Annotated in this window: 19 protein-coding genes and 1 tRNA gene; 6 read left to right on the forward strand and 14 right to left on the reverse strand. The window is 64.1% G+C overall.

Annotation, left to right across the window (positions count from 1 at the left end):
- Positions 1 to 85: 85 nt before the first annotated feature.
- The 8 genes from HUI96_RS06165 to HUI96_RS06200 all read right to left on the reverse strand — a co-directional run bounded on the left by HUI96_RS06165 (position 86) and on the right by HUI96_RS06200 (position 12,355).
- The gene (locus HUI96_RS06165) at positions 86 to 1,708 is read right to left on the reverse strand and encodes an alpha-D-glucose phosphate-specific phosphoglucomutase (protein ID WP_188253777.1); all 1,623 of its coding nucleotides are present in this window, start codon (positions 1,706 to 1,708) and stop codon (positions 86 to 88) included.
- Positions 1,705 to 3,156, reverse strand: a complete 1,452-nt coding sequence (gene glgA, locus HUI96_RS06170; protein ID WP_188253778.1) for a glycogen synthase GlgA — start codon at positions 3,154 to 3,156, stop codon at positions 1,705 to 1,707. Before glgA ends, HUI96_RS06165 begins: the two co-directional genes overlap by 4 nt.
- An 80-nt stretch (positions 3,157 to 3,236) precedes the next feature.
- A complete protein-coding gene (gene glgC, locus HUI96_RS06175; RefSeq protein ID WP_188253779.1) occupies positions 3,237 to 4,499 on the reverse strand; it encodes a glucose-1-phosphate adenylyltransferase in 1,263 nt (420 codons plus the stop codon).
- A 14-nt stretch (positions 4,500 to 4,513) separates the two neighbouring features.
- Entirely contained in the window at positions 4,514 to 6,721 is a 2,208-nt protein-coding gene (glgB, locus tag HUI96_RS06180; protein WP_188253780.1) for a 1,4-alpha-glucan branching protein GlgB, read from the reverse strand.
- Between the two features lie 53 nt (positions 6,722 to 6,774).
- Positions 6,775 to 9,231 (reverse strand): glycogen/starch/alpha-glucan phosphorylase, encoded by a 2,457-nt coding sequence (locus tag HUI96_RS06185; RefSeq protein ID WP_188253781.1) that lies wholly within the window; start codon positions 9,229 to 9,231, stop codon positions 6,775 to 6,777.
- A gap of 134 nt (positions 9,232 to 9,365) precedes the next feature.
- Positions 9,366 to 10,148, reverse strand: coding sequence for an ATP-binding cassette domain-containing protein (locus HUI96_RS06190; protein ID WP_188253782.1), 783 nt, complete (start codon positions 10,146 to 10,148; stop codon positions 9,366 to 9,368).
- A complete protein-coding gene (locus tag HUI96_RS06195; protein WP_188253783.1) occupies positions 10,145 to 11,233 on the reverse strand; it encodes an ABC transporter permease in 1,089 nt (362 codons plus the stop codon). The genes HUI96_RS06190 and HUI96_RS06195 overlap by 4 nt, the downstream gene beginning before the upstream one ends.
- Before the next feature lie 90 nt (positions 11,234 to 11,323).
- On the reverse strand, positions 11,324 to 12,355 hold the full coding sequence (locus tag HUI96_RS06200; RefSeq protein WP_188253784.1) for a substrate-binding domain-containing protein: 1,032 nt from the start codon (positions 12,353 to 12,355) through the stop codon (positions 11,324 to 11,326).
- Positions 12,356 to 12,550: 195 nt separating this feature from the next.
- On the opposite strand from HUI96_RS06200, the gene HUI96_RS06205 reads away from it, so the two are divergent.
- The 3 genes from HUI96_RS06205 (at position 12,551) to HUI96_RS06215 (ending at position 15,169) form a co-directional block, all read left to right on the forward strand.
- Positions 12,551 to 13,777: an ROK family transcriptional regulator gene (locus HUI96_RS06205; protein WP_188253785.1), complete on the forward strand. Its 1,227-nt coding sequence runs from the start codon at positions 12,551 to 12,553 to the stop codon at positions 13,775 to 13,777.
- Positions 13,778 to 13,865: 88 nt separating this feature from the next.
- Positions 13,866 to 14,789 carry a PfkB family carbohydrate kinase gene (locus tag HUI96_RS06210; RefSeq protein WP_188253786.1) on the forward strand — a complete coding sequence of 308 codons (924 nt, stop codon included), beginning with the start codon at positions 13,866 to 13,868 and terminating at the stop codon, positions 14,787 to 14,789.
- 95 nt (positions 14,790 to 14,884) lie between these two features.
- A complete protein-coding gene (locus HUI96_RS06215) occupies positions 14,885 to 15,169 on the forward strand; it encodes a hypothetical protein (protein WP_188253787.1) in 285 nt (94 codons plus the stop codon).
- 28 nt (positions 15,170 to 15,197) lie between these two features.
- Here HUI96_RS06215 and HUI96_RS06220 read toward each other — a convergent pair whose 3' ends face one another.
- On the reverse strand, positions 15,198 to 16,295 hold the full coding sequence (locus HUI96_RS06220; RefSeq protein WP_188253788.1) for a right-handed parallel beta-helix repeat-containing protein: 1,098 nt from the start codon (positions 16,293 to 16,295) through the stop codon (positions 15,198 to 15,200).
- Positions 16,296 to 16,472: 177 nt separating this feature from the next.
- Between HUI96_RS06220 and HUI96_RS06225 the strand changes: the two genes are divergently transcribed.
- A complete protein-coding gene (locus HUI96_RS06225) occupies positions 16,473 to 17,723 on the forward strand; it encodes a glycosyltransferase family 87 protein (RefSeq protein ID WP_188253789.1) in 1,251 nt (416 codons plus the stop codon).
- A 20-nt stretch (positions 17,724 to 17,743) separates the two neighbouring features.
- Here HUI96_RS06225 and HUI96_RS06230 read toward each other — a convergent pair.
- Positions 17,744 to 17,818, reverse strand: a tRNA-Gln gene (locus HUI96_RS06230).
- Positions 17,819 to 18,080: 262 nt separating this feature from the next.
- Positions 18,081 to 18,425, reverse strand: a complete 345-nt coding sequence (locus HUI96_RS06235; RefSeq protein ID WP_188253790.1) for a VOC family protein — start codon at positions 18,423 to 18,425, stop codon at positions 18,081 to 18,083.
- Positions 18,426 to 18,606: 181 nt separating this feature from the next.
- Between HUI96_RS06235 and ppdK the strand changes: the two genes are divergently transcribed.
- The gene (gene ppdK / locus HUI96_RS06240) at positions 18,607 to 21,270 is read left to right on the forward strand and encodes a pyruvate, phosphate dikinase (protein ID WP_188253791.1); all 2,664 of its coding nucleotides are present in this window, start codon (positions 18,607 to 18,609) and stop codon (positions 21,268 to 21,270) included.
- A 184-nt stretch (positions 21,271 to 21,454) separates the two neighbouring features.
- On the opposite strand, the gene HUI96_RS06245 is transcribed toward ppdK, so the two are convergent.
- Together HUI96_RS06245 and HUI96_RS06250 are read right to left on the reverse strand one after the other, a co-directional pair.
- Positions 21,455 to 21,823, reverse strand: coding sequence for a DUF427 domain-containing protein (locus HUI96_RS06245; RefSeq protein ID WP_188253792.1), 369 nt, complete (start codon positions 21,821 to 21,823; stop codon positions 21,455 to 21,457).
- A 77-nt stretch (positions 21,824 to 21,900) separates the two neighbouring features.
- The gene (locus tag HUI96_RS06250) at positions 21,901 to 22,314 is read right to left on the reverse strand and encodes a hypothetical protein (protein ID WP_188253793.1); all 414 of its coding nucleotides are present in this window, start codon (positions 22,312 to 22,314) and stop codon (positions 21,901 to 21,903) included.
- A gap of 331 nt (positions 22,315 to 22,645) precedes the next feature.
- On the opposite strand from HUI96_RS06250, the gene HUI96_RS06255 reads away from it, so the two are divergent.
- Positions 22,646 to 23,437, forward strand: a complete 792-nt coding sequence (locus HUI96_RS06255; protein ID WP_188253794.1) for a DUF1499 domain-containing protein — start codon at positions 22,646 to 22,648, stop codon at positions 23,435 to 23,437.
- 3 nt (positions 23,438 to 23,440) lie between these two features.
- Here the strand turns inward: HUI96_RS06255 and HUI96_RS06260 are convergent, their stop codons facing one another.
- Positions 23,441 to 24,346: an MBL fold metallo-hydrolase gene (locus tag HUI96_RS06260; RefSeq protein ID WP_188253795.1), complete on the reverse strand. Its 906-nt coding sequence runs from the start codon at positions 24,344 to 24,346 to the stop codon at positions 23,441 to 23,443.
- Positions 24,347 to 24,355 lie beyond the last annotated feature (9 nt).

The raw sequence follows: 24,355 nt of genomic DNA on the forward strand, positions 1-24,355 counted from the left end.
TCGGCGAAGCCGACCGAAGTGGGGGTCGAACCCAAATGCAATTGACCTGCCCCACCAGGGGGAAGATTCGCCGTCACTGCCATCCTCACGTAATCACGCTCGGCTTGTCCCTGCCGGTATGCCGCCGGATGCCGGCGATCTCGTCGGCCGCCCGAACGAGATCCGCCAGCGCCTCCTGCGTATCGAGGTCGAGACGCGAGCCCTCGTAACGCTCCACATAGAGGCGCAGCGTCGCTCCCGCCGTGCCAGTGCCGGAGAGACGGATGACGACGCGCGAGCCGCCTTCGAACATCACGCGGATACCCTGATTCTTGCTGACCGAGCCGTCGACCGGGTCGCGATAGGAGAAGTCGTCGGCGTTCTCGATCCTGAGGCCCGCTACTTCGGTGCCGGGCAGCGAGGGCAGCCGCTCCCGCAGCTGGCTCACCAGCCGGTTGGCGGCGTCCGAGTCCACTTCCTCATAGTCGTGGCGCGAGTAGTAGTTGCGCCCAAAAGTCTGCCAGTGCTTTGTGACGATCTCCTTCGCGCTCTCCTTCCGCACAGCAAGGATGTTGAGCCAGAGCAGCACGGCCCACAGCCCGTCCTTCTCGCGCACGTGGTCGGAGCCGGTGCCGGCGCTCTCCTCGCCGCAGATCGTCGCCATGCCGGCATCGAGCAGGTTACCGAAGAACTTCCAGCCGGTAGGGGTCTCGTACATGCCGATGCCGAGCTTTTCCGCCACGCGGTCGGCCGCGGCACTGGTCGGCATGGAGCGGGCGATGCCCTTCAGCCCGCCCTTGTACCCCGGCGCCAGATGCGCATTGGCGGCGAGCACCGCGAGCGAGTCCGAGGGCGTCACGAAGATGCCGCGGCCGATGATCAGGTTGCGGTCGCCGTCGCCATCCGATGCGGCGCCGAAATCGGGCGCATCGGCACCCATCATCTCGTCGTAGAGATGCTTTGCATGGACAAGGTTCGGGTCGGGGTGGTGGCCGCCGAAGTCCGGCAACGGCACACATTTGCGCGCGGTGCCGGCCGGGGCACCCAGCCGGTTCTCCAGGATCTCCTTGGCGTAGGGACCGGTGACCGCGTGCATGGCGTCGAAGGCCATGCGGAACCCTCTCCTGAACAACGCGCGGATTGCGTCGAAGTCGAAGAGGCTCTCCATCAGCTCGGCATAGTCCTTCACCGGATCGACGACCTCGACGGTCATTCCACCCGCCTCGAAGGTACCGATCTGGTCCAGGTCTACCTCGCCGATGTCGGCTATTCTGTAGCTGGAGATCGTCTTCGAGCGGGCGAAGATCGCGTCGGTGATCTTCTCGGGCGCCGGGCCGCCGTTGCCGATATTGTACTTGATGCCGAAATCCTCGTTCGGCCCGCCGGGATTGTGGCTCGCCGACAGGATGAGCCCGCCGAAAGCCTTGTACTTGCGGATGATGTTGGAGGCTGCCGGCGTCGACAGGATGCCGCCCTGACCGACGATCACCTTGCCGAAACCGTTGGCCGCAGCCATCGCGACCGCCTTCTGGATCACCTCGCGATTGTAGTAGCGGCCGTCCCCGCCGATCACCAGCGTCTGGCCGGAAAACCCCGCCAGCGCGTCGAACACCGACTGGATGAAGTTCTCGGCATAGTTCGCCTGCTGGAAAACCGGCACCTTCTTGCGCAGGCCGGACGTCCCCGGCTTCTGGTCCGAATACGGCGTGGTTTCCACGGTTCTGATCATGCGCTGTCAGCCTTGTTTGCGAGCAATGATTTGTAGAGTTCGGCGTATTTCGCGGCGCTGCCTTCCCACGAAACGTCGGACTTCATGCCTTGTTTCTGGATCGTCGACCACACCGCCTTGTTGGCGTGGAGCTGGCACATGCGCCTGACGGCGTGAAGCAGCGCCGCGCCGCTCTCGGGCGAGAACTGCAGGCCGGTTGCCACCCCTGCCGAAACCGCGGCCTGGTTGGCGTCGATGACTGTATCGGCGAGCCCGCCGGTACGGGCGACGATCGGCACGCAGCCATAGCGTAGCCCATAGAGCTGCGTCAGGCCACAAGGCTCGAAGCGCGACGGCACCACGATCGCGTCGCAGCCGCCCTGCATAAGGTGGGACAGCGCCTCGTCATAGCCGATGACGACGCCGAGGCGGCCCCGGTGCCGCGCCGCGCCTGCCAGCAGCACACCCTCTATCCCCGCATCGCCGGTGCCGAGGATGGCGATCCTGACGCCTGCGTCGACGATCTGGTCGACGACGCTGGCAAGCACGTCGATGCCCTTCTGCCAGGTGAGCCGGCTGACCACGCAGATCAGCGGTCCGCCGTCGGGAGCAAGGTCGAAGCGCTCCTCTACCGCACGACGGTTCGGTTTGCGGGCCTTCAGGTTTCCGCGAGCGTAGTTCGACACCAGATAGGGATCGGTTTCCGGATTCCAGACCTCGACGTCGATGCCGTTGACGATCCCGTGCAGATCGGCTTCCCGCCCATTGAGCAAGCCGTCCAGTCCCATGCCGAACTCCGGCGTCCTGATCTCCTGAGCATAGGTCGGACTGACCGTGGTGATGGCCGTGGCCGCTTGCAGGCCGGCCTTCAGGAAACCGACCCCGCCAAAATACTCGACGCCGTCCAGCGCCATCGCCTCCGGCGGCAGGCCCAGACCCGGAAAGATGGAGGCGCTGAACTGGCCCTGGTAGGCCAGGTTGTGAACGGTGATGAGGGAGGGCACGGATCGCGCCTGGCCGTAGCGCATATAGGCCAATGCCAGCGCCGCCTGCCAGTCGTGTACGTGCAGCAGGTCCGGTGCGTAGGCCGGTATTGCCCCTCCGGCTACATCGGCACCCACCCGGCTCAGGGCGGCAAAACGCTGCCAGTTGTCCGGCCAGTCCCTTCCGCCCGCATCGCCGTAGGGACCGCCGATGCGATCGAAGAGATGCGGCGCATCGAGGACCAGAAGGTCGAGTTCGCCGACCTGCGCCACATGGACCGCAGCCGGCCCGCCATACAGATCATCGTACTGATGGAGCGGCCGCTTCTTTCTGAAGGCCGTCATCACGCCGGGATAGCCGGGCACCAGCGTCCGCACGCTGACCCCATGCTCGGCGAGCGCGATCGGCAGGGCGCCGGTCACATCCGCCAGCCCCCCGGTCTTGATCAGCGGATAGATTTCCGGCGTGACCGCTAGCACCTGCATCGATGGGCGCCCCCTTTCCCTTCAAATCCGATTTCCTCCCCTCACCCAGGTGAGGGGGGACCTAAATTCATTCGTGAGGATCAAGCCAGCCTGTCGATCATAGGCTGGGTGATCAGGCACACGCCTTTCTCCGAGACCCGGAACCGCTTGGCGTCCAGCTTCGGATCCTCTCCAACGACCAGCCCCTCAGGAATTATCACGCCGTGGTCGAGGACCGCCCGTCGCAGCCGGGCGCTCCGGCCGATCACGCAATCGGGCAGCATCACGACTTCCTCGAGCTCGGCATAGGAGTGGATGCGGGCGCCGGTAAAGAGAAGGCTGCGCCGCAGCGATCCGCCCGAAATGATGCAGTCGCCGGAAACCAGCGATGACACCGCCATGCCGCGCCGGCCCTCTTCGTCATGCACGAATTTCGCCGGCGGCTTCAGTTCGGAATAGGTCCAGATCGGCCAGTCCCGATCGTAGAGGTCGAGCTCCGGGGTGACGTCCGTGAGGTCGATGTTGGCTTCCCAATAGGCGTCGATCGTACCGACGTCGCGCCAATAGGCCTCGTTCTCTGCGGTCGAGCGCACACAGGATTTGGTGAACCTGTGGGCGACGGCTTTGCCGTGTGTAACGATATAGGGAATGATGTCCGTGCCGAAGTCGCGGCTGGAATTTGGGTCGACCGCATCTCGCCGCAACTGGTCCATCAGGAATTTTGTCCTGAAGACGTAGATGCCCATCGAGGCCAGCGCCATCTCGGGGTTGCCGGGTATTCCCGGCGGATCGACGGGCTTTTCCACGAAGGCGACGATGTTATCCTTGTCGTCGACATGCATGACGCCGAAGCCCGACGCCTCCATGCGAGGCACTTCCAGGCAGCCGACGGTTACGTCCGCCTCGGCCTCGCAGTGCTGGCGCAGCATCAGCTCGTAGTCCATCTTGTAGACGTGGTCTCCCGCGAGAATCACCATGTACTCGGGGTTGTATGACTCAATGATGTCGATGTTCTGATAGACGGCGTCGGCCGTCCCCTCATACCACTGCGTCTCGGAGACGCGCTGGCTGGCGGGCAGGATGTCGAAGCTCTCGTTGCGCTCCGGCCTCAGGAAATTCCAGCCCCGCTGCAGGTGGCGGATCAGCGAGTGCGCCTTGTACTGCGTCGCCACCGCCAGCCTGCGGATGCCGGAGTTCAAGGCGTTGGACAGCGCGAAGTCGATGATGCGGGTCTTGCCCCCGAAATAGACCGCGGGCTTGGCCCGCCGGTCGGTCAGTTCCTTCAATCGGCTGCCGCGTCCTCCCGCCAGCACATAGGCCATGGCGTCGCGCGCCAGTGGCTGATTCCTCCTCGGCTCGAGCATCACTTCCTCCCTGTCTATTCCCCTACGAACTCCAGCAGGACCGTCGACAACGGCGGCACGACCATGGTCGCGACGGGTCCGTGTTCCTCCTCCAACGCGGACACCTCGCCTCCATTTCCCATGCCCGAGCCGCCATATTGCACGGCATCCGTGTTGATGATCTCGCGCCACCTGCCGGCCTTCGGCATCGGCACACGGTAGTCCGGGCGCGGCACCGGCGTGAAGTTGCTGATGACCACGATCGGCTCGTGGCCGGGCGCGACGCGATACCAGGCGAAGACTGAATTCTCGCGGTCGTCCACGACCAGCCACTTGAAGCCCTCCGGCTCGCAGTCGCGCGCATGCAGCGATGGCTTCTCGCGGTAGACGCGGTTGAGGTCGCGGATCACCTCCTGCACGCCACGATGCGCACCATGCTCGAGCAGGAACCAGTCGAGGCCCCTTGCTTCACTCCACTCACGCCGCTGGGCAAACTCCTGCCCCATGAACAGCAGCTTCTTGCCGGGATAGCCCCACATGAAGGCGTAGTAGGCGCGTAGCGTCGCGAATTTCTGCCAGTCGTCGCCGGCCATCTTGGAGATGAGCGAGCCCTTCCCGTGCACCACCTCGTCGTGGCTGAGCGGCAGCACGAAATTCTCACTGAAGGCGTAGACGAGGCCGAAGGTGATCTGGTCGTGATGGTGCTTCCTGTGCACCGGCTCCTTGGACAGGTACTCCAGCGTGTCGTGCATGAAGCCCATGTTCCACTTGAAGCCGAAGCCGAGCCCGCCCTCATAGACGGGCTGCGAGACTTTTGGCCAGGAGGTGGACTCCTCGGCGATCGTGACGACACCCGGATGGTGGGCGTAGACGGCCGCATTCATCCTCTGTAGGAAGCTAACGGCCTCCAGGTTCTCGCGCCCTCCCCGCTCGTTGGGGATCCACTCGCCCTCGCGGCGCGAATAGTCGAGGTAGAGCATCGAGGCCACGGCATCGACCCTCAGCCCGTCGATGTGGAATTTTTCCGCCCAGTAGAGCGCGTTGTTGACCAGGAAGGACACGACCTCGCGGCGGCCGAAATTGTAGATCGCCGTGTTCCAGTCAGGATGAAAGCCTTTCCGCGGATCGGCATGCTCGTAAAGCGCAGTGCCATCGAACCAGGCGAGACCATGCGCGTCGACGGGAAAATGCGCCGGAACCCAGTCGAGGATGACGCCGATGCCGGCCCGGTGCGCGCCATCGACGAAGCGGGCAAAGCCTTCTTGGTCGCCGAAGCGGGCGGTCGGGGAATAGAGGCCCGTCGTCTGATAACCCCACGACGGATCGTAGGGATGCTCGGTGATCGGCAGGAACTCGATATGCGTGAAGCCGGTGTCGACGACATAGGGGATCAGTCGATCGGCCAGTTCGTCCCATGAAAGGAAGCCGCCGTCGGCGGGGCGCTGCCATGAGCCGGCATGGACCTCGTAGATCGACATCGGCTGGCGGCGCACGTCCGCCTTCCGCCAGAACGCGCGATGCGCCTCGTCGCCCCACTCGTGGCTGAGCGGGGCCGTGGTCACCGAGGCGGTCGCTGGCCGCAGTTCGGAATGGAAGGCAAAGGGGTCCGCCTTGAGCGGAAGCGCTTGGCCCTTCGGCCCGATGATCTCGTATTTGTAGGGTCTTCCGGGCCCGATATCCGGCAGGAAAATCTCCCAGATGCCGGTGTCCTGACGCAGACGCATCGGATGGCGCCGCCCATCCCAAGCATTGAAGTCGCCGACTACCGACACGCGCCGCGCATTCGGCGCCCAGACCGCGAACTGGACGCCCGTGGCGCCCTCATGATCGATCAGATGCGCGCCGAGCTTGTCGAAGAGCCTGAGGTGCGAGCCTTCCGCGATGTAGTAATCGTCCATCGGCCCGAGCACCGGACCGAAGGAGAAGGGATCGGTCACCCACCAGTCGCCACCCTGATTGCGCGCATGATATTTGATCGGCTGCCGTTTGCTGATGGAGATCGGCCCCTCGAAAAGGCCCTCCGCGCGCCGGCGCGCGAGGTCGCCTATGAAGGCTCCGTCCAGGGTGAAGGCCGCGACCTCCTCTGCGTTCGGGATGAAGCAGCGGGCGACGAAGCCGGTATCGGACTGCTGCACCCCGAGGACTGCGAAGGGATCGCGATGGCTGCCGGCAAGAATGGCGGAAACGTCCCTATCAGGGGCCGAGCCGGCCTTCCTGGTCGTCACGGCTGAGGGGCGTGTCATCGTCCGTTGGTTCCTCCCAGCTACGCTTCTCGCCGGCCTTTCGGTCGATCTCTTTAGACCGGCACTCCCCAGATTTCCTCAGCATACTGCCTGATTGTGCGATCGGACGAGAACCATCCGACGCGCGCCACGTTGTGGATCGCCTTGCGGTGCCACTCCGGGCTGTTACGCCACAACGCATCGACCTGCCTCTGCGTTTCGGCAAAGCTGTCGAAATCCGCCGCCACCATGAACCAGTCGTGCTGGTAAAGCCCATCGATCAGCCCGCGATAGCGCTCCGGCTCGTCGGGCGAAAAGACGCCGGACGAGATCGCCGCCAGCGCCTGCCTGAGCTCATGCGACCGTTCGATCACCTGGCGCGGCTCGTAGCCCTGGCTGCGGTGCCTGGCGACTTCCTCGGCGGCCAATCCGAAGATGAAGATGTTGTCGTCGCCGACGCACTGCTTGATCTCGACATTGGCGCCGTCGAGCGTGCCGATGGTGAGCGCCCCATTCAGCGCGAACTTCATGTTGCCAGTGCCGGAGGCCTCCATGCCCGCGGTCGAGATCTGTTCCGACAGATCGGCCGCCGGTATCATCACCTCGGCAAGGCTGACATTGTAGTTCGGCATGAACACGACCTTGAGCAGGCCCCGGACAGCCGGATCGCGATTGATGACCCGCGCTACGTCGTTGGCGAGCTTAATGATCAGCTTGGCGTTGTGGTAGCTGGGCGCTGCCTTGCCGCCGAGGAATTTGACGCGTGGCACCCAGTCCCGCTCGGGATGTGAGCGGATCTGATCGTACAGCGCCACGGCCTCGATGATGTTGAGAAGCTGGCGCTTGTATTCGTGGATGCGCTTGATCTGGATGTCGAACATGGCCGACGGGTCGAGGCGGATGCCGAGCCGCTCGGCCGTCAGTGCCGCAAGCCGCTCCTTGTTCGCCCGCTTCACCGCCGCGAATTTTTCGCGGAACGACGCATCGTCGGCAAAGGCGTCGAGGTCCTTCAGCGCCGCCGCATCGTCCATGAACCTGTCGCCGATGGCCTCGCGGATAAGACCCGTCAGTCCCGGGTTGCTCTGGAACAGCCAGCGGCGCGGCGTGATCCCGTTTGTCTTGTTGTTGATGCGACCGGGATAGAGCCTGTGCAGGTCGGCGAACACCGTCTCCTTCATGAGGTCGGTGTGCAGCGCCGAGACGCCGTTCACGCTGTGCGATCCGACGAAGGCGAGATTGCCCATGCGCACACGCCGCCCGCCCTCCTCATGGATCAGCGAGATGCGGCGTATCTGCTGGTCGTTGAAATTGCCGGTGGCGCGGGCCTCGAGCAGGAACTCGGCGTTGATCGCGTAGATGATCTGCATGTGCCGCGGCAGCAGCCGCTCGAACAGTTGCACCGGCCAAGTCTCGAGCGCCTCCGGCAGCAGCGTATGGTTGGTGTAGGCGAAGGTGCCGCGGGTCAGGCGCCAGGCCTTGTCGAAGTCCATGCCGTGGACGTCCATCAACAGCCGCATCAGTTCCGGGATGGCGATCGCCGGGTGCGTGTCGTTCAGATGGATCGCCACCCTGTCGGGCAGCGACGACAGATCGCCGTGCGAGCTGATGTGCCGCTGCAGGATGTCCTGGAGCGACGCGGCCGAGAAGAAATATTCCTGCCGCAGCCGCAGTTCCTGACCCGCCTCGCTCGAATCCGCTGGGTAGAGCACGCGCGACAGCGCATCCGCCTTGTTGCTCTCGCGGAGGGCGCCGATGTGGTCGCCGGCGTTGAAGGCGTCGAGCAGGATCGGGTCGACCGGATGGCCGGACCAGAGCCGCAGGGTGTTGACGCGATTGCCGCGCCAGCCGACCACCGGGGTGTCGTATGCCACGGCGAGGAGACGCTCCTGCGGCTTCCAGACGTGCCGCTCCAGCCGCCCGGCCTTGTCGGTGATCGATTCCACCGAGCCGCCGAAGCCGATCTCGAAGGCCCGCTCGCGCCGCTCGAACTCCCACGGATTGCCGTGCTCCAGCCAGGTCTCCGGAAGCTCGACTTGCCAGCCGTCGTGGATCTCCTGGCGGAACATGCCGTTCTTGTAGCGGATGCCGTAGCCGTGCGCGGGGATGCCGACAGTCGCCATGCTCTCCATGAAGCAGGCCGCCAGCCGACCCAGGCCGCCATTGCCGAGCGCCGCGTCCGGCTCGAGCGTCGCGATGAGGTCGATGTCAACGCCGAGCGTCGCGAGCGCGGCCCGCATGTCCTCCATCAGGCCCATGTTCGAAAAAGCGTCGCGCATGAGCCTTCCGATCAGGAACTCGAGCGACAGGTAGTAGACCCGCTTCTCGTCCTGCTCGTAGGTCTCCTTCGTAGACTCGATCCACTGGTCGATGATGCGGTCGCGCACCGCCTTGATCGACGCCGCAAGCCAGTCATAGGGCGTTGCGACGGTCGGGTCTTTGCCCGACCGGTATCGCAGCGCACTCAGTATATCCGCGGCTAGCGACTGGGGATCGGTCTTTAGCTCGAAAGGATTTTGCAGTTCCGTGGTCATCGCTCAAGTCTACCGTCAAGCGCTCGACCCCAAGCGCTGGTTGATCTGCCCTCTTCCCTATTCTCAATGCTAGCCGAAACGGAAGGATGCACAATCGTTCGAACGATTGGCGTCGCGCACGGGAGCGCCCTTGGCTATGCGGCCAGCACATTCTCCGGCGGCCGCTTCGCGCCCGTCATGAAGGCGACGGCGTCCGACATGCTGTATTCCTTCGGGTCGATCACCACGAGCCGCCGTCCCAGCCGGTGGATGTGTATCCGGTCGGCCACCTCGAACACATGCGGCATGTTGTGCGAGATCAGCACGATCGGCAGGCCGCGGCGCTTCACGTCGAGGATGAGCTCCAGCACGCGCCGGGATTCCTTGACGCCCAGTGCAGCGGTCGGCTCGTCCATAATGATGACTTTCGAGCCGAAGGCGGCGGCGCGCGCCACCGCCACGCCCTGGCGCTGCCCGCCCGAAAGCGTCTCCACCGCCTGGCCGATGTTCTGGATCGTCATCAGCCCGAGTTCGGTGAGTTTTTGGCGGGCCCGCCGCTCCATGGCGGTGCGGTCGAGCAGCCGGAGCCATCGGCCGAGCGCGCCGGTCTTACGTATCTCCCGCCCAAGGAACATGTTGTCGGCGATCGACAGCGCCGGCGACAGCGCAAGGTTCTGGTAGACGGTCTCGATGCCTGCCTCCCGCGCCTCCATCGGCGACTTGAAGTGGACCGGCCTGCCGTCGAGCAGGATTTCGCCGCCATCCGGAATGACGGCGCCGCAGAGCGCCTTGATCAGCGTCGACTTGCCGGCGCCGTTGTCGCCGATCACCGCCAGGATCTCGTTCGGCATCAGCTGGAAATCGGCGTGGTCGAGAGCCACGACCCGGCCGTAGCGCTTGGTGAGGCCTCTCGCCTCCAGGACAGGAACGACGCTCATGCCGATATCTTCCTTATCCACTGGTCGATGGTGACCGCGATGATGATCAGGGCGCCGACCGCGAACTCCTGCCACAGGACCTCGACGCCCGACAGCGCCAGCCCGTTGCGGAAGGTACCGACGATGAGCGCGCCGACCAGCGTCCCGATGATCGAGCCGCGCCCGCCGAACAGCGAAGTGCCGCCGATCACCACAGCGGTGATGGCATCGAGGTTGGCGTTCTGGCCGGCGAGCGGGCTGACGGCACCGATGCGCCCGATGGTCACCCAGCCGGCGATCGCGCAGATCAGTCCCGCCGCCGTATAGGTGGCTATCAGCGTCCGCTTGGTGTTGATGCCGGCAAGCCGTGCCGATTCCGAATCGTCGCCGGTCGCGTAGACGTGGCGACCGAACGCCGTGCGGTTGAGGACGTACCAGATCAGCACCGCGAGCAGGATCATCAGCACCGATCCATAGGTGATGATGGCCGTGCCCCAGCCAGGGATCGGTACCTTGAAGGAGGACCCCAGCCATTGCAGCAGCGGCGCGGCGGCGGCGACGTCCTGCTGGCGAAGCGTTTCCGAACGCGAGACGAAGATCACCATCGCGCCGTACATTGACCAGGTGCCGAGCGTCACGATGAAGGGCGGCAGCCGCACCAGCGCGACGAGCAGGCCGTTTATGAGACCGCAGATCAGGCCTGTCAGAAGTCCGAGCAGGAAGGCGAGTTCCGGCGGAACGCCATAGACGACCGCGAGCCGGCCCATGACGATCGAGGACAGGATCATGATCGCGCCGACGGAAAGGTCGATGCCGGCGGTGAGGATGATCATGGTCTGCGCGATGCCGAGCACCGCGATGATCGTCACCTGCTGCAGCACCAGCGACAGGTTAAGGATCGCGAAGAAGCGCGAGCCGGCCGCCACAGAGAAGATCAGGACGCCGATCAGCAGGACGATGAAGGGAACCGTCGTCGGATACTTATGAAGGAAGTGCTGAAGCTGTCGGAGCGGACCGCGGTGATCGACCTCGAAGCTCGCCACATCGGCGCCGCCGCCAACAAATCCACGCTCGGCCGCCTTGACGCCTACAACATCGTCGCTCATTCATCCCCTCCCAAGGATGGGGGAGACGCGCCAGCGGTGCGTCTCCCGCTTCAGTCGACTTTATACCTGCAGGATCAGGTCAGGAAGAGATCAGCCCCAGCAGAGCTTGGCGCCCTCTTCCGAAGTGATCGACTCCACGCCCTTCACCGGCTTGTCGGTGATCAGCGTCGCGCCGGTATCGAGGAAGCCGAGCTTGGGATCGACCTGCGGCTTCGTGCCGTCCTTGGCGAATTTCGCGATCGCTTCCATCGCCATCGCGGCCATCTTCAGCGGATATTGCTGGGAGGTCGCGCCGATCACGCCGGCCTTCACGTTGGCCACGCCCGGGCAGCCGCCGTCGATCGAGGTGACCAGCACAGAGCCGTCATCCTTGCCGAGGGCCTTCAGGGCCTCGTAGGCGCCGGCAGCCGCCGGCTCGTTGATGGTGTAGACGACGTTGATGTCCGGGCACTTCTGGAGCAGCGTCTCCATCGCGGTGCGGCCGCCGTCTTCCGCGCCGCCGGTCATTTCGTGGCCGCAGATGCGGGCGTCGTCTTCGTCGCCGTAGCGCTTGGGATCCTTGATGTCGATGCCGAAGCCCTTCATGAAGCCCTGGTCGCGCAGGTAGTCGACCGTCGGCTGGTTTGCCGCGAGATCGAGGAAGGCGATCTTGGCGTCGGCGGCCTTGTCGCCCAGCGTGTCCTTGGCCCAGGTGCCGATCAACTCGCCGGCCTTGAAGTTGTCGGTGGCGAAGGTCGCGTCGGCCGCATCCATTGGATCGAGCGGCGTGTCGAGCACGATCACCAGCAAGCCGGCGTCGCGGGCCTTCTTGATGGTCGGGACAATAGCGCTGGAATCCGAAGGAACGATCGCAAAGCCCTTCGCACCGGCCGAGATCAGGTTCTCGATAGCCGCGACCTGGCTGTCATTGTCGCCGTCGAACTTGCCGGCAGCGGTCCGGAGCTCAAGGCCAAGCTCCTGGGCTTTCGTCTGCGCGCCCTCGCGCATCTTGACGAAGAAGGGGTTGCCTTCGGTCTTGGTGATCAGCCCGACGATCTCGGCGGCGTGAGCCGGAGCGACGAAAGCGACGAAAGCCGCAGCCGCGGCGGCGAAGACGGACGTCCTCAGTGTTGTCCTTTTCACGGTAACCTCCCAGTGGAACACCACGAACCCACTCTCCCAGCGGGCCGAGATCGAGGCACCTCCCGCCTCCAAATCTCACCCGAGCAAATCAGGATCGATGCAGGCTGTCAATAATTAAATCAGTCTGATTTATTATTGACTCTGTCTGCGACCATGGACAATCATACCGGGAAAAGCATGTCTCAGGAGGAAATATTGGAGACTGGCAGCGCCAGGCAGAACGCGCCCGAGGCTTCAGCAAATCTCCTGCAACTCGGCACCAACCAGAGCGGGATGCGGGCCCAAAACGAGCGCCTGGTGCTTTCGCTCGTCCGCCAGCATGGCAGCCTCTCCAAATCCGACATCGCGCGCATGACCAAGCTGTCGGCGCAGACCATCTCGGTGATCATGCGCGAATTGGAGCAGGACGGGCTGCTGCTCAAGCAGGAGCCCGTCCGCGGCAAGATCGGCCAACCCTCGGTGCCGATATCGCTCAATCCCGACGGCGCATTCTTCCTCGGCCTAAAGATCGGACGCCGCAGCGCCGAGCTGGTGCTCATCGACTTCGTCGGCGAAGTCCGTGGAATGCTCCAAAGCTCCTACCTCTATCCGGCCACCGAAAGGACTGTCGCATTCGCCCGCGACGGCATCGAGACGCTGCGCAGCCGCCTGACCCCGGACCAGCAACGCCGCATTGCCGGGCTCGGCATCGCCATGCCGTTTCAGCTCTGGAACTGGGCGGACGCGATCGGCGCGCCGCGCGACGACATGGAGGAGTGGCGGCGGCTGGACATCCGCGGAAAGCTGCAGGCGGACCTCGACTTCCCCGTCTATCTGCAGAACGACGCCACCTCGGCCTGCGGCGCCGAACTGGTGTTCGGCCGCGGCAGCCCGATGCGGAACTTCGTCTATTTCTACATCGGCGCCTTCGCCGGCGGCGGCGTGGTGCTCAATGGCAAGCTCTATGTCGGGCCGACCGGCAATGCCGGCGCGCTCGGTTCGATGCCGGTCCCCGGACCGCGCGGCAAGCCGGCGCAACTGATCGACGTCGCCTCCATTGCCGTGCTCGAATCGACCCTCACGGCAGGAGGCACCAACGCCTCGTTCCTGTGGACCTCTCCGGAGAATTGGGGCGACATCGGACCGGAGCTCGACCGCTGGATCGAACAGGCGGCAGGGGCACTGGCCTATGCCATCGTCGCAGCCTCGGCGGTCATCGACTTCGAGACGGCCGTGATCGACGGCTGGATGCCGGCCGAGGTGAAGTCTCGCCTGGTCGAGAGCGTGGCGGCCGCCTTGACGTCGATCGACATCGAAGGCCTCGAGATCCCGAAAGTGCGGGAGGGGACGGTCGGCATCCATGCCCGCGCGCTGGGCGGCGCAAGCCTCGCCCTTTCGGAGCGCTTCCTGGTGGGTGGGGCGATGCCGGCCAGGGAGGCATAGGGGGTGTCGGCCGGCACTTTGCGCTAGCCCGTCCTTCCGCGCCATCGCCCGGGATGCTAAGCGCGCGGCGGGAAGCTGGAGAACAAATGTGATTGTCTGCTGCGGCGAAGCGCTGATCGACATGCTGCCGAGACTGAGCATGGCGGGCGAGTCCTGCTTCGCTCCCTATGTCGGCGGGGCCGTGTTCAACACGGCGGTCGCGCTCGGCCGCCTCGACGTCCCGGTCGGCTTCTTCACCGGCATCTCCACCGACTTCTACGGCGACATGCTGCGGGACGCGCTGGTCGCGAGCAAGGTCAAGCTGGATCATGTGCGGTTTTCGGACAGTCCGACCACGCTTGCCTTTGTGCGCCTTTCCGGCGGGCACGCCAGCTATCTCTTCTACGACGAGAACACGGCGGGCCGCATGCTCACCGAGGCCGACCTGCCCACCATCGGCGACGACGTCGAGGCGATGCATTTCAGCTGCATCAGCCTGATCGCGGAGCCCTGCGGCTCGACCTACGAGGCGCTCATGCGCCGCGAGCACGAAAAGCGCGTGATGATGTTCGATCCGAACATCCGCGAGAACTTCATCAAGGACAAGGCCGTGCATCTGGCGCGCATGAAGCGCATGCTGGCCATGGCCGACATCGTGAAGCTGTCGGACGAGGATCTTGCCTGGTTCGGCGAGGGCGTGAACACGCAAGAGGTCGCGGCGCGGTGGCTGGAGCTCGGGCCAAAGCTGATCGTGGTGACCAGGGGCGGCCAGGGTGCCGTCGCCTACTCGAAGCGGCATTCGGTGTCGGTGCCGGCGGAGCGCGTCGAGGTGGTCGACACGGTCGGCGCCGGCGACACCATCAACGCCGGGATCCTCGCCTACCTGCGCGAGCAGCGGCTGCTCGACAAAAGGTCTATCGCCTCGTTGAGCGAGGAACAGATCCGGGCGGTGCTCACGTTCAGCGGCAGGGCCGCGGCGATCACCGTCTCGCGCGCCGGCGCCAATCCACCCTGGCGCCACGAGATGGGGTAGTCCCGACGACTTGGGCCAGCGCAGATTCCCGGCTGCGATGTTCTTGTTTTGTTTCTTTCGTTGACGGGATAGGTATAGGTTCCTAGACCGGAACCATGACTCGGACGATCGACACGCTCGGCAAGGCGGCCCGCCACGGCATGATCCTGCGGGCTGAGTGCGGCTGCGGCAATCTCCGCTACTACCGCTGCAGCGATCTGGCCTCGGTGCTCGGCGGCGGCCGCGACCCGCGCTCGGTAAAATTCCGCTGTGAGGCGTGCCGGCCGAAGGTGAAGGTAACCGTGCTGGAACTCGACCGCGACCGCATGCCGAAGATCACGGTCTGGAAGCCGGACACGGCCGGTGGCAACCTGAAGTGGCGGCCGGAACAGCTGAAGTAGCAGACTGGGCTAGGCCGGACCGCGCCGGTCACGGCTGCGCCGCGACCTGTTTGTTGCCGGATATCACCGTGTCCGCTTCGCTCGTCCTGATCGCATCGTCAGGTTTCCGGCCGACGAAGCGGTTGTTCACCACGCGGTTGCGCGTCGCGTGATCGAGGTCATCGATGCCGCTTCCGAGTTGGATAGAACTGTCCTGCCCGCAATAGCTGCGCCGGCCCTGCCTCGAGCCGATCCAAATGGCAGGTTGTGCAAAAAACCAGCCGCCCTTCTCGAAGACGTTCTCCGCGATCAGATTGTCGCTCGGGGTCTGGTGCCGCGCCAATCCACCCTCCCCGCAATTGCGGTAGACGAACACACCGCCCTTGCCCCGGTCGGAGAAGCGGTTGCCGACGATCCGATTGTTTGCCGAACCGTCGATCGCCAGTTGTTCGCGTTTCGTCGTTTCGACCTCGATCCGGTTATTCTCGATCGCGTTCCCTGCCGATTCGGCATCGAGATAGATGCCAGGCCCGTTCGACACCCCTGAGATCCTGGATCCGGACAGCGAGACCCGCGTCGCTCCCACCGCCACGTAGAACGGCACACGCCCCTGGCCGACGATCTCCATCTTCTCGAAGCGGATGTCGCGAGGCGCCGCCGCCTGCGCCCGCTCGGTATAGCTTTTGGACCGGGACCATTCGCGAAGGTTTTCATCCTGCCCATTAACCCCGGCGCCTTTGATCCGAACCGACCCGAGCACGCGGCAGCCGGTGACCGTGACCCCGGCCGGCACCGACCACTCGGCCCGGTCGCCCTTCGGCGGCAAGGAGCCAACGACGATCATGTCGCGCCCCTTGTTGGGCGTGCCGTCGCGGCCGTCCAGCGTCGCGCCGTTGCAGGCAAGCGTGGCACCGCTCGCCTGGGCGCCGACCAATTGAAGGCTTTTGGTGACGACGTCGCCCGGTTTCAGCGTCAGATCGCAGTCGATCCGGACCGACCGGTCCTGCTTGGTAGCGGGCGCAAGCACCTTGCGGATAAGCGCGGGGGTGCAGGCTTTCTGCTCGGCGGCGAGCGCCGGCTGGAAGGAAAGCCCTGCTAAGGACAATGTAACAAGGCCCAAGCTGCCCAGAGTCTTCAAACCGACCATTGCCTGACATCCAAACCATTCTGATTTTGTGACTCACCGCCCGCAACCAATGCCTCTCGAAATGAAAGAGACACAGGTCAAGGGCAGATTCGTCGCCGCCCCGGCAAGAGCATATCCTAGGCTTTTCTTGACAATCATGGAGTAGGCGTCTTGCAAAGGCGTTTGCAGGAGGGCTGCTTGAGCTTTGTCACGGATGTTTCCGATGCAAGTCGGCTAGCCTGGATTGGCTGGATTAACCACACATTGCTGTTATTGGCCTCGCTTGCCAGTGCTGTATTCTCAATTGATGCTCTTTGGATGGCCTATGTAGAGGCCGATGGTTTTTTTATCGGGCCACACCAGCCATTCGGCGGGGATTTCATCAATCTATGGACGACGGCGCGGATGATGCTTGAGGGTAAGGTCGGCGATATATATCGCCACGAAGCCTTCATGGCCTACCAGCACGGATTTCTCGACCAGCATATTGGGCTGAGGCTTTGGGCTTATCCGCCGCATTCCCTATTCATGGCATGGCCAGCCGGCTTGGCTGGCTATTTCGTTTCCTTCACGGTCTTCTCGCTATTTGGGTTGATGATTCTCGCTGCTGGCGCGCGCTGGTTCGGCTTCTCTTGGGGCGAGACGCTGATGCTTGTTTGCTCGCCGGCCGCCATGACTTGCTTAACGCTCGGTCAAACAGGAAGTATAGCATGTGGACTGCTCCTTATTGCGCTGTCACCGCGTAGATCCAATGCAAGCGGTCTAACGATAGCGTCGGCTACGATACTGACCATAAAGCCGCAAATTGGAGTGCTTTTGCCACTGCTGTGGCTGATCCAGCGGCGTTGGTTGTCGATAGGAGCGACGGCTGTCACCGTGCTGCTTATTGTTGGCTTGTCGGCCGCTGCATTCGGCTGGCAAGCAGGGCGGGACTATCTTGGCAATACACTGGTTGCCTTGTCGGCCCTTGAGCATCGAGGAACTGGACCGTTCCTTGGCATGATACCTAGCGTGTTCGTCGCAATGCGGCTCGTTGGCTTTGATGGACAGACGGCTTCGCTGATCCATCTCGCTTTTGCTCTCGCAATAATTCCTGTCCTGATCTGGCGGTTAGTTGCAGCGCAAACGGCCATGCAGCAGGCTGCGTTGGTTCTTATCGCCACTTGTTTGGTTGCGCCGTATTTGCATGTTTACGACCTAACTATCTTGCTCTCCGGCGTGCTTGCTGTTGCCCGCCTCGACAAATCGACCGATCCTGTGCGGCAAGCATTAGTAAAATTGGCCGTGTGGGCAGGATGGGGATTACCTCTTTTACTTATGCCAATGAACATGAGCGGCATGCCGCTGGCGCCTGTGTTTATTGGTCTGATTTTCATCACAGCGTGCAGAGTGCAACTATTCGCCGGGCGCCCCAGCAATGGGCGCACCTATCTACAGACGAGTGATTGAAACATAAGAAAAAAGGAGGCTGGCTGGGGCGCCAGGATTCGAACCTGGGAATGGCGGTACCAAAAACCGCTGCCTTACCGCTTGGCTACGCCCCACCACTCCGGCGCGACGGCCGGCGAGGCCGCCTTATAGGCAGAACCGAGGCGTGAGCGCAATCCGGTTATGTCGTCCAAGAAGGCGCGATCTGCTTGCTCCAGCGTAATCCCTTCGATCGAGCGAGCCCTTCCGCAGGGCAATTTCATTTAGACGCCTTGGCGAACTTAGCCGGTGAATATGAAGCGCCGCGTTCCTCCCCCTCCGTCCTGCCGGACGTCTCGCCCCTCAGGGGGAGATTGGCAGGTTCGGCCGTCACGCTTCCTACTCTCCCCAGACCGCCAGCTCATTCCCGGCTGGATCGATGAAGTGAAAACGCCGGCCGCCGGGAAAGGAGAAGATCGGCCTGACGATCTTTCCGCCCCCCTCCTCGACGGCGGCAAGGGTCTCCTCCAGCGCCTCCGAGTAGAGCACCGGCAGCGGCTTCGCCGGCGCTTCCGCGCCGTCCGCCTGGAAACCGCCCTCTAGTCCTTCGTCGAAGGCCGCGTAGGTCGGGCCGTAGTCGGTGAACGACCACCCGAAGGCCGCGCTGTAGAACGCCTTGGCGCTGTCGAGCGTGCCGCCCACGGCGGGCAGTTCCAGATAGTCGAGCTTGCCAGTGAGTCGCATCTCGGACCCTCCAATGTTCCTGAAACGTTCTACATCCGGATGACGCTTCCGGACAAGTCCCTTCGAGCCGGGAACTTGTAATCGATTGTATAGGTTTGTTGGCCCGCTGCGCATCTTGTTTTCCGCAATGCAGCACCATAACGCTGCCTTGCGCGGCGGGAGTTTTCCTAAGGGAGATCGCATGACCAAGTGGGTCTACACGTTCGGTGACGGCTCGGCAGAGGGCCGGGCCGGGGACAAAAGCCTTCTCGGCGGCAAGGGTGCCAACCTCGCCGAAATGTGCAACCTGGGCCTGCCGGTGCCGCCGGGGTTCACGATCACGACCGAGGCCTGCAACTGGTATTACGCCAACGGCAAGACCTATCCGGACGACCTGCGCGAGCAGGTGGAGGCCGCGCTCGGCCACATCGCCCGCATCACCGGGCGGCGCTTCGGCGATCCGGAGAGATTGCTGCTGGTCTCGGTGCGCTCCGGCGCGCGTGCCTCGATGCCAGGCATGATGGACACGGTGCTCAATCTCGGCCTCAACGACGTCACCGTCGAGGCGCTGGCGCGCGATTCCGGCGACGAGCGCTTCGCCTATGACAGCTACCGGCGCTTCATCCAGATGTACTCCAACGTCGTGCTCGGGCTGGACCACGAGATGTTCGAGGAGATCCTCGAGGAGGAGAAGGCCCGCATGGGCTACGAACTCGACACCGAGTTCTCGGCCGGCGACTGGCGGGTCGTCGTCGATTCCTACAAGGCGCGCATCGAGGAGGAACTGCCGGACGGCTTCCCGCAGCAGCCCGAGGAGCAACTGTGGGGCGCGATCGGCGCCGTGTTCTCGAGCTGGATGAACGCGCGGGCAATCACCTATCGTCGGCTTCACGACATCCCCGAGAGTTGGGGCACGGCGGTTAACGTCCAGGCGATGGTATTCGGCAATATGGGCGACACCTCGGCCACCGGCGTCGCCTTCACCCGCAATCCGTCCACCGGCGAGAAGGCGCTCTACGGCGAGTTCCTCGTCAATGCCCAGGGCGAGGACGTGGTGGCCGGCATCCGCACGCCGCAGAACATCACCGAAAGGGCTCGTATCGACGCGGGCTCGGACAAGCCGTCACTGCAGAAGCTGATGCCACAGGTCTTCTCGGACTTCGTCGGCATCTGCGAGCGGCTGGAAAAACACTACCGCGACATGCAGGACGTCGAATTCACCATCGAGCGCGGCAAGCTCTGGATGCTGCAGACGCGTTCGGGAAAGCGCACGGCCCGCGCCGCCTTGAAGATCGCGGTGGACATGGCCAATGAGGAACTGATCAGCCAGGAGGAAGCGGTCGCGCGGATCGATCCGGCCTCGCTCGACCAGTTGCTGCATCCGACCATCGACCCGAAGGCGAAGCGCGACGTTATCGGCGTTGGCCTGCCCGCCTCCCCCGGAGCCGCCACCGGCGAGATCGTATTCACTTCCGAGGAAGCGGAGGACGCCCGGCAGTCGGGGCGCAAGGTCATCTTGGTCCGGGTGGAGACCAGCCCGGAGGACATCCACGGCATGCATGCGGCCGAGGGCATCCTCACCACGCGTGGCGGCATGACCAGCCACGCTGCCGTCGTTGCTCGCGGCATGGGCAAGCCCTGCGTGTCCGGCGCTGGGTCGCTTCGGGTCGACTATCGCTCTGAAACACTCATCGCGGCCGGCCGCACGTTGAAGAAGGGCGACATCATCACCATCGACGGCGGCAACGGGCAGGTGCTCGCCGGCGCGGTCGACATGCTCCAGCCGGAGCTCTCCGGCGACTTCGCCGCGATCATGGAGTGGGCCGACAAGGCGCGGCGCATGAAGGTGCGCGCCAATGCCGAGACGCCGGCCGACGCGCGCATGGCGCGCTCCTTCGGAGCCGAGGGCATCGGGCTCTGCCGCACCGAGCACATGTTCTTTGAGGGCGACCGCATCATCGCCATGCGCGAGATGATTCTTGCTGCGGACGAGAAGGGACGGCGCGCCGCGCTCGCCAAGCTCCTGCCCATGCAGCGCTCCGACTTCGTCGAGCTTTTCGAGATCATGGCCGGCCTGCCGGTGACGATCCGGCTTCTCGACCCGCCGCTGCACGAGTTCCTGCCCAAGACCGAGAAGGAATTCGAGGAAGTCGCCCATGTGCTCGGCGTTCCCGCCGAGACATTGCGCCACCGCAGCGAGGCGCTGCACGAATTCAACCCGATGCTCGGCCACCGCGGCTGCCGCCTCGCCGTCTCCTATCCCGAGATCGCGGAGATGCAGGCGCGCGCCATCTTCGAGGCGGCGGTGCAGGCAGGCAGGGACACCGGAAAGCCCGTGGTGCCGGAGGTCATGGTGCCGCTGGTCGGGCTGAAGACCGAACTGGATTTCGTGAAGGCCCGCATCGACGAGGTCGCCAGGAACGTCATGGAAGAGACCGGCGAGACAATCGAGTACCTCACCGGCACGATGATCGAGCTGCCGCGCGCGGCCGTTCGCGCCCATGTGATCGCCGAGAGCGCGGAGTTCTTCTCCTTCGGCACCAACGACCTCACCCAGACGACGTTCGGCATTTCACGCGACGACGCGGCGATGTTCCTAGAGACCTACCGCAAGAAGGGCATGCTGGAGCAGGATCCGTTCGTCTCGATCGACGTGGACGGCGTCGGCGAACTCGTCCGGATGGCTACGGAGAAAGGGCGAACCACCAGGCCTGCCATAAAACTCGGCATCTGCGGCGAACACGGCGGCGATCCGGCATCGATTCGCTTTTGCGAAGAGGTCGGGCTCGACTACGTGTCCTGCTCGCCCTTCCGGGTGCCGATCGCGCGGCTCGCGGCGGCGCAGGCGGCTGTCGGGAAGGGATAGTTTTAGATTCGGAAGTCCGTTTCGGTCGACTATGAAAATGGCCCCCCAACCCTACCCTCTCCCCTCGGACCCCGGGGAGAGGGGGGTCGGCAGGATGAGGGGCAACTCGGCCCCCAGTAGACGTTGAGCACCCGACCTCGCTCGTCCCAGCGTGGCGCCTGTGGGGCGGTAATTTGACGTAACCCTACGCCGCGCTGATCGTTACCCGACCTGGATAGAAGGCGCCGTGGTCCTTGATCGCGGCGACCTGCTCAAAAGGCTGCAGATAGGCCCACATCGCATTCTGCCCCACTTCTCCGGCGTGATCCGCGCTCCAATAGCTGGCGTCCCCCTTGTAGGGACAATGAGTGGAATGCTCGGTCGCGCTCAGCCGGCTGAAGTCGATGTCGGCGAAGGGGATGTAGAAGACCGGCGGATAGGGCGTTTCCGAAAGCACCTTGGCGCGCGTGGAGCGAGCGATCTCCACGTCGCCGGTGCTCACGACCACCTCTCCCTCATAGGGTTCGACGGTGATGACTTTTGTCGGCTTGTGGCCGGGGGCTGGATCGGTCATGGCTGCATCCTCGTGATGCCTCAACCGATCGCCGGCCGAGCAATAGGCCCGCCGCACGGGAGTTGAAGCAACGCAAGTTATGCAGCGTCGTCGAGCTTCTCGGCAATACCGGCGTAAGACGCCGCGATCTTGGCGACCGGATTGGCGCTCTCCGCCGCCTCCTCGACCTGAAGCTCGCCGCCTTCCAGGGGCATGGAGAGGATGAGGAAATGCTGGTCGTCCCCCTCCCCCACGGCCGCAGCGGCGACATGCTCCCCGCCCGGCTCTCCGTCTATCCGCATCTTGAAGAGCATCTTGCCGCCGACGGTGTCGAGGGTCTCGCTCACCATCTGCTCGAATCGGCCCTCGCTCACTGACTCCAACTCGGCGGGAGCGGCCTCCGCCTCAGCGGCTGCGACCTGCTCGTCCGACGAATTCAGCAGTTTCTCTGCTTTTTCCGAATCGTCGCGCGCGACGTCACTCGCTTTGGTGCCTCGCTTCTTCGCGCCCATGACAACCTCTTTAGGTATTGCAAAACCGCCCACCCCGCCGCGGTTTTGCATCGAGATTGGCCGGGAATGTGGCGTGCCGCGCGCGGCAAGATCAAGCTCTGGACAGCAAGTCGCACCGGTCTCAATGTGGGGTTGAGGCGCGTCACCACCTGGGAGGGAAATCATGCTTGGACGGCACGTCAAAGGGTGGCTGCCGGAAGACGCGGCCGGCAAGATTCAGAAGAGAAGGCTGCGGGAGCAGTTCCGGGACTACCGCCTGGCTACGGATGTTTGATCTGCCTGCCCTCCTGTGAGATGGCTCCGACCGATATATGATCTGGTTCGCTAGACGATGGCTGCTGTACTGACGACGAGGCGAGAGACACATGCCGCACCATGGGCGCGGCGCGCGGGGGCTTTGTCCGTCGCCCTGCTGATCACGGCCGGCCTTTCGCATCGCTACGGACTGCTCGACACGCCGGGCCTCCTTGCCGTGCTTGCGGTCGTCCCCGCCTTCTCGATACTGGCGCTCATTCTCGCGGCGCTCGCCTTCCGCCGGGTGTGGGAGTACGACGATTACGGCGCCGGCGACCTTGCCGTCGGAGCAATGCTCGCCCTGCTTTCGCTCGCCCCCTATTTCGCCGGCGGATTCTTCTATGCGACCCGTCCGATGCTGGTCGACGTTGCGACTGACACGGACAATCCGCCTCCGATGCCCAAGGCGGCCAAAGAGCGAACCCCGGGCATGAACCCGCTCGTGCCGATTTCGGCCGCCAGTGCGGCCAGCCAGGCCCAAGCCTATCCGTTAGTGGCGGGTCGTAGCTACGACCTGCCGCTCGATCAGACGCTGGAGACGGTCCGCACCCTGCTCGACGAGAGAGGCTGGGAGATACGGGCGGAGAATGTGGGCGTGCCGAGCAACGAGGTGACCATCGAAGCACGGGCGAGGACCCGGGTCTTGTCGCTGCCGGTCGACATCGGAATCAGGTTGATCGAGGACGATGGCTCCACCTTCGTCGACATGCGCTCCGCCTGGCTCTATGGGCGTCATGATCTCGGCGATAACGCCGCGCGGATAGCCAACTTCCTCACCGAGCTCGATGCGGCGGTGCTGCGCAGGTCCTCCGCCGCCCCGTCCGGGTGAGGCTCAGGCCGGTCGGAACTCGCCTTCCAGCGAAGGCAGCCCGTCCGTGGCGACCGAACCCTTCGAGACAAGGTCCTCCAGATGGGCGAGCACCGAGAGGCTGGCAGCGCCGAACAGGCGCGGATCGGTGTCGCGGTAGATGGCCGCGACCATCTCGGAAATCGTCCGGTCTCCCTGCGCGATGCGCTCCAGGATCGCCCGCTCGCGCATCTTGCGATGAGCCTTCAGGCCCCGCACGAAGGCGGCAGGATTGTCGATCGTTCCGCCATGGCCGGGAAGGTAGAGCCGGTCCTCGCGCTCCTGCAGCTTGTCCAGCGAAGCCATATAGTCCGTCATCGAGCCGTCCGGCGGCGCCACGACCGTAGTCGACCACCCCATGACGTGGTCTCCGGAAAACAGGATGTCCGTCCCCTCCAATGCCAGGGCGGCGTGATTTGCCGCATGGCCCGGCGTGAGGACAGCGCGCAAAGCCCACCCTTCCCCTTCCACCAATTCTAGGTCTGCCAGGGCCTGGTCAGGCCGGAACTCCATATCGTTGCTGGCGTCGAGGCGGGCCATCTCATCCAGATTGACGGCGCGAGCCGGCCGGTGCGGCCCTTCGGCCACGACAATCGCGCCGGTCGCTTCGGCCAGCGGGCGCGCCAGCGGCGAATGATCGCGATGGGTGTGCGTCACGAAGATGTGGCTGACTGGCCGCCCGCCGATCGCGCGCAGCAGCGCCGCCAGATGCGATTCGTCGGCGGGACCGGGATCGATCACAGCCAGCCGGTGCTCGCCCACGACATAGCTGTTGGTGCCATGAAAGGTGAACGGGCTCGGATTGGGCGCCGTGATCCGCAAAACGCCTTTGGCGAGATCTACCGCTTCGCCGTACTTGGGGTCGAAGTTCGTATCCAATTCCAGCGTCATTGGGTTAGG

Origin of the sequence: Pseudaminobacter soli (ex Zhang et al. 2022) (genome assembly GCF_014595955.1) — a bacterium.
In the GTDB taxonomy this organism is placed as follows: Bacteria; Pseudomonadota; Alphaproteobacteria; order Rhizobiales; family Rhizobiaceae; genus Kumtagia; species Kumtagia pseudosoli.